The organism is Pseudomonas arcuscaelestis (assembly GCF_016881005.1).
In the GTDB taxonomy this organism is placed as follows: Bacteria; Pseudomonadota; Gammaproteobacteria; order Pseudomonadales; family Pseudomonadaceae; genus Aquipseudomonas; species Aquipseudomonas arcuscaelestis.
In genome coordinates, this window is the sequence record NZ_JACOPV010000006.1 from 238864 (window position 1) to 259415 (window position 20552).

17 protein-coding genes and 1 other RNA gene are annotated in these 20552 nt (G+C 56.9%); 11 read left to right on the forward strand and 7 right to left on the reverse strand.

Going from position 1 to position 20552, the window contains the following annotated elements; genetic code table 11:
* The first annotated feature begins 111 nt into the window (after positions 1-111).
* The 7 genes from H8F21_RS11535 to H8F21_RS11565 all read left to right on the forward strand — a co-directional run bounded on the left by H8F21_RS11535 (position 112) and on the right by H8F21_RS11565 (position 8306).
* On the forward strand, positions 112-369 hold the full coding sequence (locus tag H8F21_RS11535) for a hypothetical protein (protein ID WP_102886100.1): 258 nt from the start codon (positions 112-114) through the stop codon (positions 367-369).
* 10 nt (positions 370-379) lie between these two features.
* Positions 380-1432, forward strand: coding sequence for an ADP-ribosylglycohydrolase family protein (locus tag H8F21_RS11540; protein WP_203584381.1), 1053 nt, complete (start codon positions 380-382; stop codon positions 1430-1432).
* A 480-nt stretch (positions 1433-1912) separates the two neighbouring features.
* Positions 1913-2782 (forward strand): GTPase, encoded by an 870-nt coding sequence (locus H8F21_RS11545; RefSeq protein WP_203584382.1) that lies wholly within the window; start codon positions 1913-1915, stop codon positions 2780-2782.
* Between the two features lie 16 nt (positions 2783-2798).
* Positions 2799-3419: a hypothetical protein gene (locus H8F21_RS11550; protein ID WP_203584383.1), complete on the forward strand. Its 621-nt coding sequence runs from the start codon at positions 2799-2801 to the stop codon at positions 3417-3419.
* Positions 3416-5188 carry a dynamin family protein gene (locus tag H8F21_RS11555; RefSeq protein WP_236042979.1) on the forward strand — a complete coding sequence of 591 codons (1773 nt, stop codon included), beginning with the start codon at positions 3416-3418 and terminating at the stop codon, positions 5186-5188. The genes H8F21_RS11550 and H8F21_RS11555 overlap by 4 nt, the downstream gene beginning before the upstream one ends.
* Entirely contained in the window at positions 5185-6831 is a 1647-nt protein-coding gene (locus H8F21_RS11560; RefSeq protein WP_236042980.1) for a GTPase, read from the forward strand. The genes H8F21_RS11555 and H8F21_RS11560 overlap by 4 nt, the downstream gene beginning before the upstream one ends.
* A gap of 356 nt (positions 6832-7187) precedes the next feature.
* Entirely contained in the window at positions 7188-8306 is a 1119-nt protein-coding gene (locus tag H8F21_RS11565) for a GTPase (RefSeq protein ID WP_203584384.1), read from the forward strand.
* 194 nt (positions 8307-8500) lie between these two features.
* Here the strand turns inward: H8F21_RS11565 and H8F21_RS11570 are convergent, their stop codons facing one another.
* From H8F21_RS11570 to H8F21_RS11595, 6 genes are all read right to left on the reverse strand, one after another.
* Positions 8501-9757 (reverse strand): integrase domain-containing protein, encoded by a 1257-nt coding sequence (locus H8F21_RS11570; protein ID WP_203584385.1) that lies wholly within the window; start codon positions 9755-9757, stop codon positions 8501-8503.
* A gap of 184 nt (positions 9758-9941) precedes the next feature.
* Positions 9942-10333: a transfer-messenger RNA gene (gene ssrA / locus H8F21_RS11575) on the reverse strand.
* A 102-nt stretch (positions 10334-10435) separates the two neighbouring features.
* On the reverse strand, positions 10436-10723 hold the full coding sequence (locus tag H8F21_RS11580; RefSeq protein ID WP_203482746.1) for a hypothetical protein: 288 nt from the start codon (positions 10721-10723) through the stop codon (positions 10436-10438).
* A gap of 165 nt (positions 10724-10888) precedes the next feature.
* Positions 10889-13699, reverse strand: coding sequence for an FAD-binding and (Fe-S)-binding domain-containing protein (locus H8F21_RS11585; protein WP_203482747.1), 2811 nt, complete (start codon positions 13697-13699; stop codon positions 10889-10891).
* 83 nt (positions 13700-13782) lie between these two features.
* The gene (gene lldD, locus H8F21_RS11590; RefSeq protein ID WP_203482748.1) at positions 13783-14928 is read right to left on the reverse strand and encodes an FMN-dependent L-lactate dehydrogenase LldD; all 1146 of its coding nucleotides are present in this window, start codon (positions 14926-14928) and stop codon (positions 13783-13785) included.
* Between the two features lie 68 nt (positions 14929-14996).
* Positions 14997-16664, reverse strand: a complete 1668-nt coding sequence (locus H8F21_RS11595) for a lactate permease LctP family transporter (protein ID WP_203482749.1) — start codon at positions 16662-16664, stop codon at positions 14997-14999.
* A gap of 254 nt (positions 16665-16918) precedes the next feature.
* On the opposite strand from H8F21_RS11595, the gene H8F21_RS11600 reads away from it, so the two are divergent.
* On the forward strand, positions 16919-17686 hold the full coding sequence (locus H8F21_RS11600; protein WP_203482750.1) for a GntR family transcriptional regulator: 768 nt from the start codon (positions 16919-16921) through the stop codon (positions 17684-17686).
* Between the two features lie 93 nt (positions 17687-17779).
* Here H8F21_RS11600 and smpB read toward each other — a convergent pair whose 3' ends face one another.
* Positions 17780-18262, reverse strand: a complete 483-nt coding sequence (smpB, locus tag H8F21_RS11605) for an SsrA-binding protein SmpB (RefSeq protein WP_203544004.1) — start codon at positions 18260-18262, stop codon at positions 17780-17782.
* A gap of 116 nt (positions 18263-18378) precedes the next feature.
* Here smpB and H8F21_RS11610 point away from each other — a divergent pair, with 116 nt between their 5' ends.
* From H8F21_RS11610 to H8F21_RS11620, 3 genes are read left to right on the forward strand one after another with little or no spacing between them, the layout of a single operon-like run.
* Complete coding sequence (locus tag H8F21_RS11610) at positions 18379-19782, forward strand: sodium-dependent transporter (protein ID WP_203482752.1); 1404 nt, start codon at positions 18379-18381, stop codon at positions 19780-19782.
* A gap of 7 nt (positions 19783-19789) precedes the next feature.
* The gene (locus H8F21_RS11615) at positions 19790-20224 is read left to right on the forward strand and encodes a type II toxin-antitoxin system RatA family toxin (RefSeq protein ID WP_136474425.1); all 435 of its coding nucleotides are present in this window, start codon (positions 19790-19792) and stop codon (positions 20222-20224) included.
* Positions 20187-20516: an RnfH family protein gene (locus H8F21_RS11620; protein WP_203482753.1), complete on the forward strand. Its 330-nt coding sequence runs from the start codon at positions 20187-20189 to the stop codon at positions 20514-20516. The genes H8F21_RS11615 and H8F21_RS11620 overlap by 38 nt, the downstream gene beginning before the upstream one ends.
* Positions 20517-20552 lie beyond the last annotated feature (36 nt).

The window sequence follows — 20552 nt, forward strand, 5'->3', positions numbered from 1 at the left end:
CATGTGCGCGAATACTTTACCTGTATAAGTCTACATTATAGACCTGTCGTTAATCACTACATATCGTGTGTCTGTCTTCGAAATAAATTGAAGTCACGAAAGGAAGTGGACATGACTATGTCTGAAGTGGTTTCGACAGGGGCTTTGGTGTTGATCGGGGTGATCCTGGCGGTGCTACTGATGCAGTACCTGAGGTTGCGTGAGCTCTGGCAAATGGCGCTTGGCTTCCAAAAAGACGTGCGTTGGGCGCGGATTTGGGAGATGGAAAACCGGGAGCTGCGTTCGGCACTGCGAGCAGAGAGAGAGCAAATCGAGCAGTTGCAAAGAAAACTGGCGATTTTGCAGGAATTGATCCCTGCAGAGGGATAAGGGAAAGGATATGAACAGACTTGAACGTATCAAAGGCTGCCTGCTGGGGGGCGCTGTCGGCGACGCGCTTGGTGCCCCCGTGGAGTTTTTTGAATGGCCAGCCATCGAGGCCAGGTTCGGTCCGCAGGGCATCATTGATTTTTCCGCGGCTTACGGCATCACCGGCGCCATCAGCGACGACACGCAGATGATGCTGTTCACCGCAGAAGGCTTGCTGCGGGCTTATGTGCTCGGCAGTTCGCGGCAGGCATGCCACGTTCCCAGTATTATTCACCACGCGCTGCTGCGCTGGCTGATGACCCAGGATTACCCTTCGGCGATACCAGTCGTCACAGATGGCTGGCTGATCAAGCAAGTGGAGCTCTGGTCTCGTCGCGCCCCAAGCACAACCTGCCTGAGTGCACTCAAGGCCAGCGCGCGGCTTGGGGCGGTTGCCGAAAACAACAGCAAGGGCTGCGGCGCCTTGGTACGTGTTGCACCCTGCGCATTCTTTGCCAACGCATTTGACTACGCAGCGCAGTCTGGGCGCCTGACGCATGGGCATCCGACGGGCTACTTGGCGGCTGGACTATTCGCCGACATTCTTCAACGTGTTGTCGATCGACAAGACAGCCTAGAACACGCGGTAACTCAAAGCTTGGCTAAATATGGGCAAGTACCTGGTATGGACGAAACGTGCAGCCTCATCGAGCGCGTGCTGTTTTTCTACTACGAGGGCTATACACCCACCCCGCGACGCATTGGCGCTCTTGGCGGTGGTTGGGTCGCCGAAGAAGCGCTGGCGATTGGGTTGTGGTGCGCGCTGACAGCACGCTCACTCGAAGAGGGGGTGATCACTGCGGTTAATCACAGTGGCGACAGCAACAGCATAGGGCTTGTCGCCGGGCACTTATTGGGTGCGCAGTATGGTGCCGCTGCCATTCCTGCCCGCTGGTTTGAGCGCTTGGAATTACGCCAGGTGATCGTGCAAGTCGCCGAGGATCTTGAGCGCATTCCGCGTGATTACTGTGGGATTGGCGGCGCTTTCGATCAGCAGATCGAGCGGGATTATCCCGGTAGTTGAACGCACTGAAAGTAATGAGTTTGCACAGGGACTAAGGAGCTTAAAAAATGCCCATCAAACCCAGGCCCTTCACCTATGAATGTGAAGGATGCGGTTGGACGAAAACAGTGGCGCCGCAAAGTGATGCACTGAGGCCCGGAGAGTGGTTTGACCAGTGCCCAAAGTGTGGGAGCAAGGCACTGAAGATGCGCAGTGCAGGGTGGTTTGAGGGGGCGGTAGCAAAGTTTTTGGCGCGACAGCGATTCTGAATCGTGGATGACATGTCGCGAATTGAAAGGCTTACCACATTAGGTCGAGTGCTCATGAGCAGTAACGAAGTCAAATCACAAAGGGTTGGCCCCGTTATCCAGTAGGAGCGCTGACGCACCTAGGTAGTACTGTGGCTGATCATGGCTATATGGCATTATTTGTGAGTGTTTGAAATGTTGCAGTGCAATGATGCGCTGTCCTTGGACGATTATGCGATAGGGGTATCGGTTTATGGATCAAGCACAGCTGCAACTCGATCAGCTGGAGGTCGAGTGCAGGCGGCTCACTGAGCAGCGGGCGGAGGTCGCGCCGCGAAAACCGCGCATTGCTGCCTGGGGGGTTGTCAAGGCAGGCAAGAGTTCATTGCTCAACATGTTGAGTGGCCATGCGCTGCAGGAGCATTTCGAGACGGGGGTGGTTCGCACAACGCGAGTGAACCAGGAGTTGGAACTCGAGCATTACGTACTAATCGATACACCCGGTCTGGGCATTGATCACGACGATAGCCAGGAAGCAATGGAGGGACTCGACTTAGCTGATGTTCTCTTGTTCGTTCATGCGCCTCCGGGTGAGCTGGACGAGGAGGAAGTCGATCTACTGATGAAACTGCGTAATGCCTACGGCGATGCTATCGAACAGCGGCTGGTGCTGGTGCTCAGTCACCTGGACAAGGATCAGAATGGCTCCATGGCTGAGGTACGTGAGCGTATCGAGGCGCAGGTGCAGCGTTGTCTAGGTATCAAACCGGCTTGTTTCGAGGTTTCTAGTACCCGCTATCGTCGAGGTGTAGAGATTGGTCGTGAAGGCTTGCAGGGCAAGAGTGGCATTCCCGCCCTGGCATTGCACCTGAACGCGCTGTCGCGCGAGCTGGGTACGTCGTTGATGGCCGTGCGCCAAAAACGTCTGGACCAGCGCAGCCTCCAGCTGAGTGCAATGCTCGATGAGGCGATCGAGCGTGAGCAGGGTTTGATCCAAGCACTGAACGCGCCATATGCCAACAAGGCCAATGCCTTTGTCGGACTTATGAGTGGGATGATAGGTAGCTTCGCCGACAAGACTGCCGAGATCAAAAAAGCGCGCGAAAAGCTTAATAGCCTTTAAGTCAAGGAGACTAACAATGCCCCTACCATGGTTGATCGGCGTCGCTGCGGCGGCCGCCGTGACGGCGATCGTCAAGTCAGTGTCGGATGACAGTCCATCTTCAAACTCCTCGAGTTCCAGTTCTGCCGATAGCGAGCGACGAAAGCAAGAGCGGGCAGCACAGCGCGAACGTGAGCGGCAGGGTTTGAAAGACCGCGTCTCGAACCTGGAAAAGGATCGGCGCGAGCAGTTGAAGCTGCAGGTAAAAAATGCAGCACAGGCCCTCGGCAAGAAATCGGTACCGATATCGGCCGCTATGACGGCTGATGGGGCCAGTACCGTTGGGTTTGGTTTCAGTCCGTTTGGCGTGCATCCGTTCATTGGCCAGTCGGCCACTCAGATGGAGCAGACTATTAGCAGCACGCAGTTATCGAGTTCCGCCTACGGTGCCGCTATGAAGGTGATCCTACGGGCCAACTCGAGCGTCTCTGTCGAAGAATCTAAGCAATTCCTCATGCACCTGAACGTCCTAGAGAAATTGACGTCGGCTATCGATACCGACGAGGCGGATCAGCAGACGCTTACTCAACTCCAGGTTTCGGCTGCGCGAATCAAACGTCTGCAGCAACTTAAATCCGAGGTCGAGCAACAAGCATGAGTGAGTCCATGACAACGGTTACCCGTGACGACCTGATGAGTGCGTTTGAACGGCTGAAAGTCCAGTTCGAACATCAGAAAAGTGACATCCAGGCGAAGGAGCGGCGCTTCGATGAATTGCGCCTGGCATTCGTCGGGCAAATTACTCAACACACCGAGACGATGCTTGGTTCGGTTAACAATGACAATCCGCTACGCAACCTGGCCGAAAGCCTGTCGATGCGTTTGTCCGATCAGTTCAACGTATGGCGACAGCAAGTCGACGCCCGGGCCAAGGGAACAAAATTCCGTGAGGGCTTCAACGATTCGTTGCTTGTTTTCGTTTATGGCAAGGTCAAATCCGGCAAGAGCTCATTGGGGAATTACGTGGCCTGGGGGCACAGTGAGCCTACGCCGCAAATGAAGGCGCTGAGAGTTCAACCGCAGTACTTTTCAGCCGAACAGACATCGGTTAAAGGTGGTGACAAGCAGAAAGAAGCCGAACATAACTTGCAGTTTCGCGTTGGCGCGACCGAGGCGACCAGTTCGATCCAGGGGTTTCGTTTGCCAGGGTTGACTTGGGTCGATTCTCCCGGCTTGCATTCGGTCAACCAGGTCAATGGTGATCTGGCCAGGGAGTACGTCGAGCATGCTGACCTGATCCTCTACACCATGAACTCCCAGGCACCGGGTCGGGCGTCCGATATGGACGAAGTGGGTGAGCTGCTGCACGACAACAAATCAGTGATGATTTTGCTGACGGGCAGCGACACCACCGAGGAAGACGAGGACGATGACGGCAACTGCGTGTGCGAGATCGTCATGAAGTCTCGGCTGGATCAGCAAAAGCAGGTCGATTATGTAAGTCGTGAGCTGTCCTGCCTTCATACCCGTGCGACCGATTTGACCCAAATCGTGCCTCTGTCCACGCGATTCGCCGAAACACACCCGTCGGCTTTCGCTGATAGTGGCGTGGACATACTGTTCCAGAAGCTCGCGAACATCTGCCGTAGCGAAGCACTGGCGCTCAAACTGGCCACTCCGATGAACAACTTGCGCAGTGCCATTCGTGAGACGGCGCAAGATCTCTCCCTGGTGGAGGAACTGGTAAAGGACTTTGATCTCAAGATCCAAGGCCAAGACAAGGCTATCGGTCAGGATTTGCAGAACCTGGGCCTGCAAGGCACGGCCCAGATGCGCAGCTACGTCAATCAGCTATTTGCTGCCGGAAACCGCGACAAACTGGAAGGTAAACTGCGAGAGAAACTTGTTCGAGTCATAGGTGAACTTGCCGATGAGGCGATGAACCGGATCGGTGAGAAGCAGCGCGATGGATTGCAGAGCGCTTTCGATGCAAGCCGTTTGAGTGCCCTTCCCGAGTACCGCGAAGTGACGGTGGAGAAGGAATACATGTCCGGTACCGAAAGCGGCACCAAGACTGCCTGGGGAGTAGGTGGGGCTATTGCGGGTGGCTTGATCGGCTTCTTCGTAGGTGGCCCTGCGGGGGCTGCGGTCGGGGCGTCACTCGGCAGTGCAGCAAGCACTGTAGGTCGTAGTGCACAGGCCCGGTATGAAACACATCAGGTGGTCATCGGCGACAACCTTGAGGAGCAACGCCAGGCCGCTCTCGACGCTTACGCTAACGCCGTGCCTACCTTGTTGACAGGTCATGTGCTGGGACTCTATGAACCCGTGCGCGACAGTATGCTGCGTTACTGTAAGGCGCTCGACACTGAGATGACCAATTTGATCGACCAACTGGGCCCCCTTGGCGAGAATACCCTGCAATGACTCAGCAATCTCCGATGTCCCAAGTGTTGTCCCTCTACGAAAATGTGGACGGACTTTGCGAGACGTATAACCCTTCGGCTGTGCCGGCGATCCGCAAGATGGTTGCCGCCAGGAAGGCCAGTGCCGAAGCGACCATTATGGTCTATGGCGTCTACAACGCCGGCAAGAGCACGCTGATTAATGCGTTGCTTGGGGTTGAGAAGGCCAGGGTAGCCGATACTCCGGAAACCGACAGAATCCAGGGCTACCGCTGGGGCGACTTCGAAATTCTTGATACACCCGGCATCGATGCACCGCAGGCTCACCAGCAGGTTACGCGTGAGCAGCTGTATGGAGCCGATGTGGTGATCTTCGTGGTCAATCCATTGGGGGTGGTTGAGGAGCAAGGTACGCTATTGGCGCTGCTGGAGCTGGTTGCTCGCAACAAGAAAATCTTTCTGGTACTCAATCGTAAGAATCCTCTCGATCCACTAGAAGCTGCGCGAATCAAGGATCAACTGCGCGAACGTATCCAGCAATTGGCAGCGGAACGAGGCCTGCAGCAGGTGCTGAGCCATATCCCCATGCTGGAGGTCAATGCTCGCTCGGCACTCAAGGCCAAACTCGAAGGTAAGGATAATCTGCTGCAGAACTCGGGTTTTCCGAAGTTTGAGAGCGAACTCAATAGTTTCTTTGCATCGGTAGAGCACCGCGAGATAATTTCGGGGGTTGCCACCGAGCTGATCGCGTTTCTTAATGAAACGCTCAGTCTTCTCGATAAGCGACGCGACCACGCTTCGGGTGCGCGCATCGACGCGTTCTACGCTCAGATCGCTCGCCGTGAGATTGACGTTCGCACAGTGCTGAAGGCCCTGGTGGAAGCCAAGGCTGCCAATATCGCCAAGACCGCTGTGATGACGATCAACCAGAATCCCGAGGGGGCCCAAGGCAAGATCGACGCTCTAATCAGACATTCGAACGAGCAGGTTTGTGCTGAGCTCGACGCTGAACTGAAGCGTCTGGCACTCGATGCTGCTGCATTGCTCGAAGAGATGCTCGAAGAAATCCGTGTTCAGCAGAAAGACATGGGCGTCACGGTGGAACTGAATGTGCCCGGCTTGTCAGGAACCGAACAGGGCGAGGCTTCACGCAATTCTATCGACCTGGATATGCTGGAAACGGGTGTCCGGCAGGCCGGCACAATGCTCAAGGCGGAGCACTTCGTCAGCGCAATGAAGTTGGGCAAGGAATGGCTGCCAACGCTGTTCAAGGGTATTGGGCCAGTAACGATGGGTAAGCTCGCCGAACAAGTTGTCGGCAAAGTCCTGCCCGCCATTGGCATCGTTTTCCAGGTTGGCAAGATGCTCTATTCGGTCTTCGCCGGCGATCCGGAGCAGCAACGCCTTGAGGCGCAGGCCCGCCACGAAGAGCAGGAACGTGAACGTCGAGACCAGGCGATCCGTAGTCTGGGCGAAGAGATTGCCTGGGAGTTCTCGCGGGCGATGACTCAGGCGGTGGAGGACAATATCCGAAACAACTTCGCTCTGGTCAACGAGAAGCTCAAGGTATTGCGTGGCAGTCTCAATCAGGCGGAGTGCAAGCTCAGCGAAGATCGGGAACGGATCGTTCAGTGTCAAGCAGCCCTGGGTAGCTATGCCTTATAGCCGCCGGCCATTCTCCTGCAGCCGCTGCATGGAATGCTGCATACGAGTCAATCTACTTTCCGAAACTGCCATGATGGACCGTGGCGATGGGGTGTGTAGGTATTTGGATGAGGTAAGCGGGGACTGCCTTGTTTATGAAAATCGGCCCGATATCTGTCGGGTGGACAGGCAGTACGAATTGCACTATCAGCGGACGATGACGTGGGATGTGTTCGTCGAGGTCAATGAGGCGGCGTGCAGGAAATTACAGTCGATGTAAATGATATGAGAACGAGCTTTCACTTCTTTAACGTCGGGCTCTAGCTGCCCTGTGAAAGCTTTGTTGTGTTTACCATTTGAGTGTTCAAGGAGGCGGTATGGTGGAAGTAATGGATCGGCATCAAGATGCCATCGATGATGTAATTCGGGACGCTGTAAGAGGCTCCGGAAAAGTCAATATCATCGTCGCCGGTAAAACGGGGGTCGGTAAAAGCACACTGATCAACTGTGTATTTCGTGGCCACTTGGCAAAAACAGGCTCAGGACAACCTGTCACTCAGCAGATTGAAGAAATTTCCAAGGAAGGCCATCCGATAACGATTGTCGACAGTAAAGGTCTGGAGCTAAAGGACTACCAACAGATTCTGTCTGATCTTGATGGCTTTCTTGTAGAGCGAGCTGATCACCATGATGAAAACAAGCATATACATGCAGCTTGGATTTGCATTCAGGAGGGTGGCGACCGAATTGAGCAGGCAGAAATAGATCTCTGTCAATTATTGATTGGAAAATCTATTCCTGTGGTGGCGGTTGTTACCAAAAGCATGTTTGGCAAGGACATGGAGTTCCATAAAAAAGTCAAAGAGTTGTTGCCCGGCGCACGCGCTGTTGTTCGGGTTCGTGCGCAGACGCAGGAGTTCGAGGATGATGATGGCAACCTCATAAAGCTCAAGGAAAAGGGTGTTGATGAGCTGATTTATGAGTCTGCGAGGCTCATTCCCGAGGCAAAAAAGCGTGCATTCGCCAATGCATTGAGCTCGCGGCATCAATCTTCAATGAAAATAAAAATCGAGCAGGCCGAAAAGGAAGTGCTTATTGCTAGCGGGTTGGCAGCGGCGGCAGGCGCCACGCCGATTCCCTTTTCCGACTCTTTTGTGCTGGTACCGATTCAGGTCGGGATGCTGGCCAAGATTGGCGTGACGTTTGGTATGGAAGTCAGCACCAGTGCGTTGACCACCCTGGTGGCATCGGCGCTGGGTTCGAGTGCAGCGAGCTTGTTAGGGCGGGCGGTCGTGACTGGTTTGCTTAAGATGATTCCAGGTGTGGGAAGTGCGGTAGGTGGCACTATTGCCGCAACAACGGCAGCCACGCTGACGAAAGGTTTGGGCGCGGCCTACATCTCGGTGTTGACGGATTTCTGCAATAACAACCCAGGCAAGGAACTTAATATCAGTTTGATCGGTGATGAGTTGAAGAGAAAACTCTCACTCAAGTAGTGTGCGACTTCTATGTCGACCTGCCAGGGATCTGACAGGTCGACAAGCGGCTCCGGAGTTTCAAAGCTAATACTTTCTCTAAGATGATGCTTTTCGGATGAACATAGTGTTTGATGAAATGGCGGATGGCCCAGGTTCAATGGCTGTTATCTCTGACCGAGAAGCACTGGTTTTCTCCGACACTGAGCCGTGGATCAGCGTATTGACACGACTTTTCTGTCTCTACTTTCTTTGATAGCTGCTACCGACAGGCTGCCAGTTGCCGCCTCTTGGATGTGCTCACTCCACCATGCCATCATCGGGCGTCTGCGCTCAATGTAGTCGGCTCGGTTGTAGGCGCTGCGTACCTCATCTTTATCGACGTGGGCTAGCGCAACCTCGATTAACTCAGGATCCCAACCGCGCTCATTGAGGATGGTACTCGCCATTGAGCGCATACCGTGACTGACCAGGCGCCCCTCGAAACCCATACGTTTCAGCGCCATGTTGGCGGTCTGGCTGTTGCAATGGGTGCGAGGGTCTCGGTCTGCAGGGAAAACGTACTCCCTATGTCCACTATAGGGCTTGATCGCTTCCAAGATCGCCAAAGCTTGTTCAGTGAGCGGAATGATGTGTATCCGACGTTTCTTCATGCGCTCGGCCGGTATCGTCCAGATCTTCTTTTCGAAGTCGATATCAGCCCAACGGGATGTGGCTGCCTCGGCTGGACGGGTCATGGTGTGAAGTTGCCACTCAATTAGGCAGCGCGTAGTTCTTTTTATGCTGGCATTGGCAATTGCCACCATGAGCTCTTTCAGCTCATCGGGTGCAAGGGCCGCCATATTTTTCTTTTTGGGCTTTTTAAAGACGGCTCGAATGCCACTGAGCGGATTCGCGTGAATCAATCCCGAGTTGACGCCGTAGGTCATGATTTCATTGAGGCGTTGGGTCAGACGTTTAACGGTTTCGAGGCTGCCCTTCGTCTCGAGGGGGCGAAGCAAATTTATGACTTTAGGGGCAGTGATAGCAGAGATTGGGGTGGTGGCCAGATCAGGAAAAACATGAAGCGTGAGCGAGCGCCAAATATCTTCAGCGTACGCTGGGGTGACAGAATCCTTTTTGAGCTCGAACCACGCTGTCGAGATATTTTCGAAAGTATGTTCCGTGGCTGCTTTTTTCGCATGTCGCTCCGCGTCGCGTTTCTCTTTGGGGTCCAGCCCCTGTGCAACGAGCTCTCTTGCTTCAACGGTTCTCTTGCGGGCTTGCGCCAAGCTAACCTCTGGAAAGGTGCCCAGCCCCATGTTGACCCGTTTTTTTGTCACGGGTTGGATGTAGTTGAAATTCCATAGTTTTGAGCCATTGATTCTCACTCGCATCTGTAGGCCGTTGCCATCCGTGAGTATATAGTCCTTTTCCTTAGCTTTTGCGGCTTTCACTTTTACGTCTGAAAGGCGCGTGGCTTGGGCCCCCATGGTGTATTCCAGTGCTGTTTATGTATTCCAAAAAATAGCAGGTGAGAGCCTGGAATACCACTTGGAATACACGAAATCGTAGATGGTCTCGGACGTTGATGGATGCTCTAGGACCCTAAGCCCTTGTGTTTACTGGATTTCAGGCACAAAAAAAGACGCCCGTGGACGTCTTTAGATGTTGAAGTGGTGGAGCCGGGGGGATTTGAACCCCCGTCCGCCAGTGCTCCGCTTTCGGTACTACATGCTTAGCCGTGTCTATTGAGTTAATCCGCAGCCGCCCGACGGGCAGGGTGCTTTGGACGAGTTGTGTAAGTTTTAGCCGATTCGTCCACAACGTACTGCACGGCGATCCTGTTCTGTATGACAATCACTTCGGGTTTACAGGCATCCCCTAGTGATTGCTGGAGCCGAAGCTACCAGGAGAGCGGGCTCAGCTGCTTACGCAGCGAGAGCGTAACCCTCGTAGTTTTCGTCATTGGCAACTATAGAAAGTTGCAACAGTGGATTTACGAGTTCTGTTACCAACTCGGCATGCACCTAGAGTTTCACTACCGGCGTCGAATCCTAATCGGCCCCATGTGTTGCGCTCTAGCTGTAGCGTTTTTCAACGCTTGTGGGCGAGTATACGCCATCGGTCAGGCGACGTCGACTGCTGCTCTGGCGTCGCATGGCTCAAGGTTACTGGCTGCTGCCGCCGTTGCTGCTTTTGTCAGCTTTTTCCAGGGTGTCCAGGGCTTTGGTGGTGATGGCAATACAGTCTTTGGTGTTGCCCGCTGCCTGTGCAGCCTTGGCTTCCTTGACTTGATCCTTGATTTCATCACCACTGCTTTCGGCCATGGCGCCGGTGGTAGCGGTGGCATCGTCGATTTTCTGCAGGTTCAGTGCACACAGGTCTTCAGCCGCAAACACAGGTGAGGCAAGCAGTGCGGCGGTAAGGAACAGTCCGGAAATCGCAGTACGCTTCATGTGAATCTCCTTGGCGGGAAGGGTCTCGGGAGGAGGCCTTATTCGATGGACTCCGCCGCTTGCCAGGGGTTCAGGTGAATGTGGTCATCGGTCGATATTGCCTGGAGGGCGCAGTTCAGGCTGCACTGGATGTGCCGCCTGAACTGCGTTGCTGCGGGGTAGGCGTTAGGCGATCCGTGGACGGGTCACGCGATCTACCAGGTACACCAGGCCGTGATAATCAATCCCGCCATGGTTCGACAGGCCGATCTCACAGGTGCGGCTGGTGGATATACCTTCGCTGCAATATTGCACGGCATCTTTGAGGCTGCGCAGTGAGTGGGCATTGAGTTCCGGCGTGGTGAAGCCTTTGTCGCCAGCAAAGCCGCAACAATGAATGCCTTCCGGGATCACCACCTCTTTGCTGCAACGCCGGGCCAGGTCGATCAGTGCCTGGCTTTCACCCAGGTGCTGGGTGCTGCAGGTCACGTGTACAGCGATCGGCTCGTCCTGCGGGGTGAACTCCAGTTTGTCGAGCAGGTGGCTGCGAATAAAACGTACAGGGTCGTAGAGGTCCAGGCGGGTGTCAGCCAGATCCTGAACCAGGCGCAGGGTGCACGGGCTGGTGTCGCAGTAGATCGGGTCGAGACCACCACGACTGGCCAACAGCAAGGCGTTGAGCATTTCCTGGCGTTTGTGTTCGGCCTGTTCGGCATAGCCCTTGGAGGCGAACGGCTGACCACAGCAGAGGCTGTCGGCGTTGTCCGGGAACACCACCTGGTAGCCGGCTTTTTCCAGCAGGCCGCGGGTTTTGTCCAGCAGCGAGGTTTGCTCGTGGTCGGCTGCTGCCGGGCCCATTACCCGTGAGACGCAGGCGGCAAGGTAGACCACGCGAGGGCGTGCGTCGTTGCTGGCGGTAGGCAGTTGCAGCGACTTCAGCGGCTGTGGCATGGCCGCTGTCCATTGCGGCACACGGCCGTGGCTGAGCTTGCTCAAGCTTGCGCTCATGCGGCTCAGACGTGGCGCGCCGAGTAGCTTGCGTGCGCCGTTGGCGGCGCGCAGGGTCAGGCGAGCACCGCTGAGGGCGGTGTGGAAGTTCTCCGCCAGCCAATCGGCTGTTTTCACATGGTCGGCGGTTTGGCCGCGCAACTTTTTTACCAGTTCGCCGGTGTTGATACCTACCGGGCAACGTTGGGCACAGAGTCCCGTAGCGGCGCAGGTGTCGATGCCTTGGTACTGATAGTCGCGCTCAAGTTCCTGGGTGTCTTCGCCGGCCCGTTTCTTGGCCTGGATATCGCGCCACATGACGATGCGCTGGCGTGGGCTGAGCGTCAGGCCTTTGGAAGGGCACACGGGCTCGCAGAAACCACACTCAATGCATTTGTCGACGATTTCGTCAGCGGCTGGCAGCGGCTTGAGGTTTTTCAGGTGCAATTGAGGGTCGTCGGTCAGCACCACCCCAGGGTTGAGGATGCCGGCCGGATCAAGCAAACGCTTGAGCTGCCACATCAATTGGTAGGCATCACTGCCCCATTCCAATTCAACGAAGGGAGCCATGTTGCGCCCGGTGCCGTGTTCGGCTTTGAGCGAACCACCATATTCCACCGCCACCAGTTGCGCGACGTCGTCCATGAACGCTGAGTAGCGCGCCACTTGTTCAGGCGAGTCAAAGCCCTGGGTGAAGACGAAATGCAAGTTGCCTTCCAGGGCGTGGCCGAACAGGATCGCTTCGTCGTAGCTGTGTTTGTCGAACAACTCAATCAGCCGGTTCACACCTTCGGCGAGCTTTTCGACGGGGAAGGTTACGTCTTCGATGATCACCGTGGTGCCGGTCTCACGTACTGCACCGACCGCTGGGAAGGTGTCCTTGCGAATCCGCCAGAGCTGGTTGTAAACCACGGGGTCTTCGCTGAAATCGACCTGCTTTTCGACCGGGAATTCAGCGATGGAAGCGCTGATGTGCTGCAGTTGTTCATGCAGCAGCGTCTGGGTTGCCGCACGCGATTCGATGAGCAACGCGCAAGCACCCGGCGACAGGCTTTTCACCCAGGTCGGCATGCCCTTCATGTTTTCCACCGAGCGCAGGCTGCGGCGGTCAAGCAGTTCAACGGCCGAGACTGGCTGTTGTTTGAGCACCGGCACTGCTTTGCAGCAGGTCTCTACATCCGGGAAGACGATCAACGCGCTGGCTTTGTGCGGATGGTCCGGCACGGTGTCGTAGGTCACGGCGCTGATAAAGCCGAGTGTGCCCTCGGAGCCGACCATCAGGTGGGTGAGAATGTCTAACGGTTCGTCGTAGTCGACCAAGGCATTCAGGGACAGCCCAGTGGTGTTCTTCAGGCGATACTTGTGGCGAATTTTTGCTGCCAGGTCGGTATTGGCGCGGGTTTGCCGGCCAAGCTCAGCGAGCTGCTCAAGCAGGGCAGCGTGGGTCTCACGCAAGCGGCTGACGCTTTCTGGTATTTCGCTGTCGAGCAAGGTGCCGTCTGCCAGCAATAGGCGCATGCCGGCGAGGGTGTGATAGGTGTTTTGCGCAGTGCCGCAGCACATGCCGCTGGCGTTGTTGGCGACGATGCCGCCGATCTTGCAGGCGTTGATCGAGGCCGGGTCCGGGCCGATCTTGCGCCCGAACGGTACCAGCCAGGCGTTGGCCTGGGCACCGATGACGCCTGGTTGCAGGCGAATCTGCGTGCCGCCGTGGCGAATGTCGTGGCCATTCCAGTTATCGCCCAGCACCAACAGCACCGAGTCACTTACCGCCTGGCCGGACAAGCTGGTGCCTGCCGCGCGGAAGGTTACCGCTACTTTTTCGGCGTGTGCGGCCTTGAGCAGGCTTACGACTTCGTCTTCGCTCTCGACGCGAATCACCAGTTTTGGGATCAGCCGGTAGAAACTGGCGTCGGTGCCGAAAGCCAGGGTCGAGAGCGGGTCGTCAAAGCGTCGCTCGCGGGGGATCAGGTGTTCAACCGTGTCGAGGAACGCGGCGGGCAGACTCATGCAAACTCCTCGCGAGGCCACGGCGTCTGGTGCGCCGTATACCTCGGTCAATCAGGCGGTGATTGGTGCGGGCGTGAGTGGAATCACGCGCCCAGTTCGCGTACCAACGAGTCACGGGTGATCTCGCTGATGGTTTTGGCGCCGGTCAGCACCATGGCCACGCGCATTTCTTTCTCGAACAGATCCAGCAGGTTCTTCACGCCGGCTTCACCCGCGGTGGCCAGGGCGTAAAGGAATGCTCGGCCGATCAATACGGTGTCTGCGCCCAGGGCAATCATGCGCACCACATCGAGGCCGCTGCGAATGCCAGAGTCGGCAAGAATCTTCAGATCGCCTTTCACCGCGTCGGCGATTGCCGGCAGGGCGCGCGCGCTGGACAGTACGCCGTCGAGCTGGCGACCGCCGTGGTTGGAGACGACGATACCGTCGGCACCGAATTTCACCGCATCCTTGGCATCTTGCGGGTCAAGAATGCCCTTGATTACCATTGGGCCATCCCAGAACTCGCGGATCCACTCCAGGTCTTTCCAGGAAATCGACGGGTCAAAATTGTTGCCCAGCCAACCGATATAGTCGGCAAGGCCCGTCGGGCTGCCACGGTAGGTGGAGATGTTGCCCAGGTCGTGCGGCTTGCCCAGCAGGCCGACGTCGATGGCCCATTGCGGATGGGTCATGGCCTGCCAGACGCGACGCAGTGGTGCGTTCGGGCCGCTCATGCCGGAGTGTGCGTCGCGGTAGCGGGCGCCAGGCACCGGCATGTCTACGGTGAATACCAGGGTGGTGACACCGGCAGCCTTGGCACGCTCCAGGGCGTTGCGCATGAAGCCGCGGTCTTTGAGGACGTACAGCTGGAACCACATCGGGCGGTCGATGGCCGGGGCAACTTCTTCGATCGGGCAGACCGACACGGTCGACATGGTAAACGGGATGCCTTTGGCCGCCGCTGCGCGAGCTGCCTGCACCTCGCCGCGGCGGGCGTACATGCCGGTCAAGCCGACCGGTGCCAGTGCCACCGGCATGCTCAATTTCTCGTTGAACAGATGCGTCTCAAGGCTCAGCTCGGACATGTTTTTCAGCACGCGCTGACGCAATGCAATGCTGGCCAGGTCTTCAACGTTGTGGCGCAGCGTGTATTCGGCGTAGGCGCCGCCGTCTGCGTAGTGGAAGAGGAACGGCGGCAGCTTGCGTTGGGCGGCTGCACGGTAGTCGGTAGAGGCAGAAATGATCATGTGGTCTCGCTGCGTCGATTGAAGGAGCGGATGCCGGGCGCATTTCAGTGCGCCCGACCTCTGTCACTTTAGTGAACCAGCATGCCGGTCAGCCAATAGGCCTGGATCAAGGTAATCAGGCCGACGATGGTGGCGAAGAACAGGCTGTGCTTGAGCGTGAAGCGGAACAGGTCCGATTCTTTGCCGACCAGGCCGGTGGCTGCGCAGGCGACGGCGATCGATTGAGGCGAGATCATTTTGCCCGTTACGCCGCCGCTGGTGTTAGCCGCGACCAGCAAGGTGTCGTTGACGCCGATCTGGTGCGCAGTCGTTGCCTGCAAGGAGCTGAACAGTGCGTTCGACGAGGTGTCGGAACCGGTCAGGAATACGCCCAGCCAGCCAAGGAACGGCGAGAAGAACGGGAACGCTGCGCCAGTACCAGCCAGTACCAGGGCCATTGTCGACGACATGCCCGAGTAGTTGGTGACAAAAGCGAAGGCCAGCACCATGCCGATCGACAGAATCGGCCAGCGCAGCTCAAAGAGGGTTTCTTTAAAAGTGGTCAGACCAGTTTTGAAGTTGATCTTCAACACCAGCATGGAGATCAGCGCCGAGAAGAAAATCGCGGTGCCGGTGGCAGAAATCGGGTCAAGCTTGAATACCGCAGGGATCGCCGTAGGGGTGGCGACGATTGGCGCGGTCTTGATCACCAATTGGTCAAGGTGCGGAATCGCGAAGTTGAACACCCAGCTGTACATCGAGCCGCCAGCCGCGAAGGCCGCCTTGAACGGTTTCAGGGTCCAGATGGTGACCAATACGGTGAGAATCAGGAACGGTGACCAGGCTTTGAAAATCTCGCCGAAGCTGTAAGGCGACGGTTGGCTGCCACCGCCATTGACCACCGCAGCGCCAACGCTGCCGGTAGCGCTGGTGAACGAGCGCTTAGGCTGCCAGACCTTGAGGAACAGGGTCAGGGAAATCAGACTGGCCAGGGCCGAGGTGATGTCCGGCAGTTCCGGGCCAATGAAGTTCGAGGTGAAGTACTGGGTAACGGCAAAGCTCAGCCCGGCTACCAGAGCGGCAGGCCAGGTTTCTTTCACCCCGCGCAGGCCGTCCATCATGAATACCAGCCAGAACGGTACGAACAGCGAAAGCAGCGGCAGTTGGCGGCCGGTCATCGCACCGATCTTGAACGCGTCGATACCCGTTACCTGGCCGGCAACGATGATCGGAATGCCCAAGGCGCCGAACGCCACTGGCGCGGTGTTGGCAATCAGGCACAGGCCTGCGGCGTATAGCGGGTTGAAACCCAGGCCTACCAGCAGGGCAGCGGTAATGGCTACAGGGGCACCGAACCCAGCTGCACCTTCAAGGAAGGCACCGAAGCAGAAGCCGATCAGCAGCACCTGCAGGCGTTGGTCGTCGGTGATCGACAGTACCGAGCTGCGGATGACTTCGAACTGACCGCTCTTGACCGTCAGTTTGTAGAGGAACACCGCGGCAACGATGATCCAGGCAATCGGCCACAGGCCATAGGCAAAACCGTATCCGGCGGCGGCAAGCGCCATGTCGGCGGGCATCTGGAAGGCGAAGATCGCTACCAGGATCGACAGGCCCAGCGTGATGCTGCCAGCCACGTGACCCTTGAGGCGGAACACTGCCAAGGCAAGGAAGAAGAATACGATCGGGATGACTGCCGCGAGTGCGGACAGGCCAAGACTACCAAGCGGACTGTAGAGCTGTTGCCAGGTTTGCATATGGGGTGGCCCCTAATTGTTGTTGGTCAGCATTGATATTGGATAATTGGTAAGACCAATTTACAATGTCGAGGCGCTAGGTTAAAAGCCTCTCTGTGGGTGTGTCAATTTGTCCCAAGAAATCTTTTGTAAGCCTGAAGGGTGGATAGCGGGTCTGAGCGGCACGGAAAGTTGCCATCTGATGGGTGTCGGCAAGGTGCGGATAGGCCAGAATAGACAGCCCCGAACGCACTCGGGATTGTGGAGAGCATGTGATGGTTTTTGATCAAGTCCGCCAACGCCGTTTGTCCGACGATATTGTCGACCGGCTTGAGGGGATGATTCTTGAGGGCACGCTGACGGCCGGGCAGCGCCTGCCAGCTGAACGGGCATTGGCCGAGCAGTTCGGCGTGTCGCGGCCTTCGCTGCGTGAGGCCATCCAGAAACTGGTGGCCAAGGGACTGCTGGTCAGTCGTCAGGGTGGTGGCAACTACGTGTCTGATTCCCTGGGTGCCACGTTCAGCGATCCGTTACTGCAACTGCTGGAAAGCAACCCTGAAGCGCAGCGCGATTTGCTGGAGTTTCGGCATACCTTGGAGGCATCGTGCGCGTATTACGCGGCGATGCGTGCGACCGAGCCCGATCGTCAGCGGCTCAAGGCAGCGTTTGATGCCCTGCAGGATTGCTACACCCGCCAGGATGAAGTCAGTCGGGCCGAGGAGGGGGCGGCCGATGCTCGCTTCCATCTAGCGATTGCCGAGGCCAGCCACAATGCCGTGTTGCTCCACACCATTCGTGGTCTTTTCGATTTGCTCAAGCGTAACGTGGTGACCAACATCGGCGGCATGTACAAACAGCGCGAGGAAACGCGCGACATGTTGATCAATCAGCACCGCGATCTTTACCTGGCAATCGTCGAAGGGCGTGCCAATGATGCGCGAGAAGTCTCCAGCCAGCACATTTTGTATGTGCAGGAGGTGCTCGACGAGGTGCGCCAGGAAGTGCAGCGAACGGCGCGTGCGGAGCGGCGTAGCGGACGTTGAAGCAATCGCGGGGCAAGCCTGCTCCTACCAGAATCATACAACCCCGGTGAGAGCGGGCTAGCCCCGCGATGAGAAGGCCGGTTCAGACTGAAATCAGTCTTCCTTGCCTTTGTTGCGTACCGCGCGTTGCAGTTCGCGGTTGGAATCGCGCTCGCGCTGGGTGTCGCGCTTGTCGTATTCCTTCTTGCCCTTGCCCAGTGCGATCTCGCACTTGATCAGGTGCTTGCTCCAGTAGATCGACAAGGCCACGCAGGTGTAGCCCTTTTGCTGCACGGCAGCATACAGGCGTTCCAGCTCGCGTCGATTGAGCAGCAGTTTTCGGGTGCGTGTAGGGTCGGCGATGACGTGCGTACTGGCAGCCGTCAGTGGCGTGATATGGCTGCCCATCAGCCAGGCCTCGCCATCTTTGAGCACCACATAGCTGTCAATCAGATGCGCCTTGCCGGCACGCAGACTTTTTACTTCCCAACCGGACAGGACCAATCCGGCCTCGAACTTGTGTTCGATGAAGTAATCGTGTCGCGCCTTTTTATTCTGCGCGATGGTCCCTGTCGGATGTTTCTTTTGTTTAGCCATAGGGGCGGCATTATAGGCAGTCGTGACGCTGTCGGCTACGGGGTAGCAGTGCGCTTGAGCCTGCGAGTTGAATCCCGGACAATGCGCGCTCTTTTTTTCCACAGTTGAGCGTGTTGATGTCGACGGACAAGGTTTCTGTCCATGGTGGCTGGGCCAGTCGCTGGGTATTTGTACTGGCGGCAACCGGCGCCGCGGTAGGTCTGGGGAGTATCTGGAAGTTCCCCTACATGGTCGGCGTCTATGGTGGCGGTGCTTTTGTTCTGGTATTCCTCGCCTGTATTGCCCTGATCGGCATACCTGTGATGCTGGCCGAGACCCTGATTGGTCGTCGCACCCGGCAAAGTCCAGCCAACGCCCTGCGCGATCTGGCGCTGGAGGCCGGGCATTCGCCGCGCTGGTCGTGGTGGGCATTTGCCGGAATGGTAACGGCGCTGCTGATCTTGTCTTTCTACAGTGTGGTGGGCGGTTGGTCGTTCGACTACATCATCAGCATGGGCAAGGGCGACTTTCAGGGCGTTACGGCTGATCAAGTCGGCGGCTACTTCAAAGACGTAATCAGCGACCCTTGGCGGCTGGTGCTCTGGCACACCCTGTTCATGCTGCTTTCGGCCCTGGTCATTGCCCGTGGCGTGGTGGCGGGGCTGGAGAAAAGCCTGCGAATCATGATGCCGCTGTTGTTCCTGCTGCTGGTGATCCTGTTGGGCTATAGCCTGACCACCGGGCACTTTATGCAGGGCCTGCATTTCATGTTCGACTTCGATACCTCGCGTCTGCTCGATGGCTTGCTGCCTGCCATGGGGCATGCCTTCTTCTCGCTGAGTGTCGGTGTCGGTTCGCTGTTGATCTATGGGGCCTACATGCCCAAGGATGCGTCTATCGGTGGCACCATCGTCGCGGTAGCACTGCTGGATACTTTCGTTTCGTTGCTTGCCGGTCTGGCCTTGTTTCCTATCGTGTTCGCGGCCGGGCTCAACCCCAGTGAAGGGCCTGGCTTGATGTTTGTTGCCTTGCCATTTGCCTTCGGAAATGTGGCCTTTGGCCAATTGATGGGCGTCGTATTCTTTGTTTTAGTAGCAGTGGCAGCCTGGAGTTCGGCGATTTCTCTGCTCGAACCCATGGTGGCTTACCTGGTGGAACGTACCGGAGTTCGGCGCGGCTGGATCACCACTTGGCTGGCATTCAGTTGCTGGCTGGTTGGCCTGGGGACAGTGTTTTCGTTCAATATCTGGCAGCAGGCACGCTTTTTCGTGAACGACGACAGCGGTTTTCAGCTCTACCAATGGGGTGTAAGTGGTGGGCTGGACTTCTTCGGCGTTATCGACTTTTTCACCTCGCGGATCATGTTGCCGCTGGGTGGTTTGTGCTTTGTGGTATTCGCAGGTTGGATCATGGGGCGAGACGCGGTGCGCGATGAGTTGGCGATGCGCAGCCCGCTGCTGTTTGCTCTGACCTTCTTCTTGATGCGCTATGTGGCGCCCCTCGGCATTCTGATTGTATTTGCCGCTCAGCTTTGGAAATGATGCTCGGATGACTACCCATATTCAACGCTCGGCCTTACTGCCCTATCCCGCCCAGGCGCTGTACGACCTGGTCAATGATGTTGCGCGGTATCCGGAGTTTCTGCCGTGGTGTTCCTCCACCACCGTGCTGGAAGAGAGCGACACGCTGATGCGTGCCAGTCTGGAAGCGGCCAAGGGTGGCATGAGCCAGAAGTTCGTCACCCGCAATGTGCTGGTGCCGGGGCAATCGATTGAGATGAACCTGGAAGAGGGGCCGTTCAATCAGTTGCACGGCTTGTGGGTCTTCAAGCCACTGGGTGAAAAGGCCTGCAAAATCAGCCTGGATCTGTCTTTCGATTACGCCGGGCCATTGGTGCGGGCAACGTTGGGTCCGATCTTCAATCAGGCAGCCAACACCTTGGTGGATGCATTCTGTCAGCGAGCCAAGCAACTTGCAGGTTGAAGTGGTCTACGCCACGGCCGAGCAGCAGTGGCTGCTGACGGTGGACGTTGCCCCCGGCACCACGTTGCGTGAAGCCGTGCGCTTGTCGGGTGTTGCCGAGCAGGTGCCGGGACTGGATATAAACGCGTGCCCGCTCGGCATCTTCGGCAAGGTGGTCCGCGATGCTGATCAACAGGCGGTTGTGGCGGGTGATCGAATCGAACTGTACAGGCCCTTGCTGATCGACCCCAAGGAGGTGCGCAAGCAGCGGGCCGACAAGGTGGCAAGGGTGTTCAAGAAGGCCAAGCGCTGAAACACAAAAAAGCCCGGAAGATCCGGGCTTTTCTTT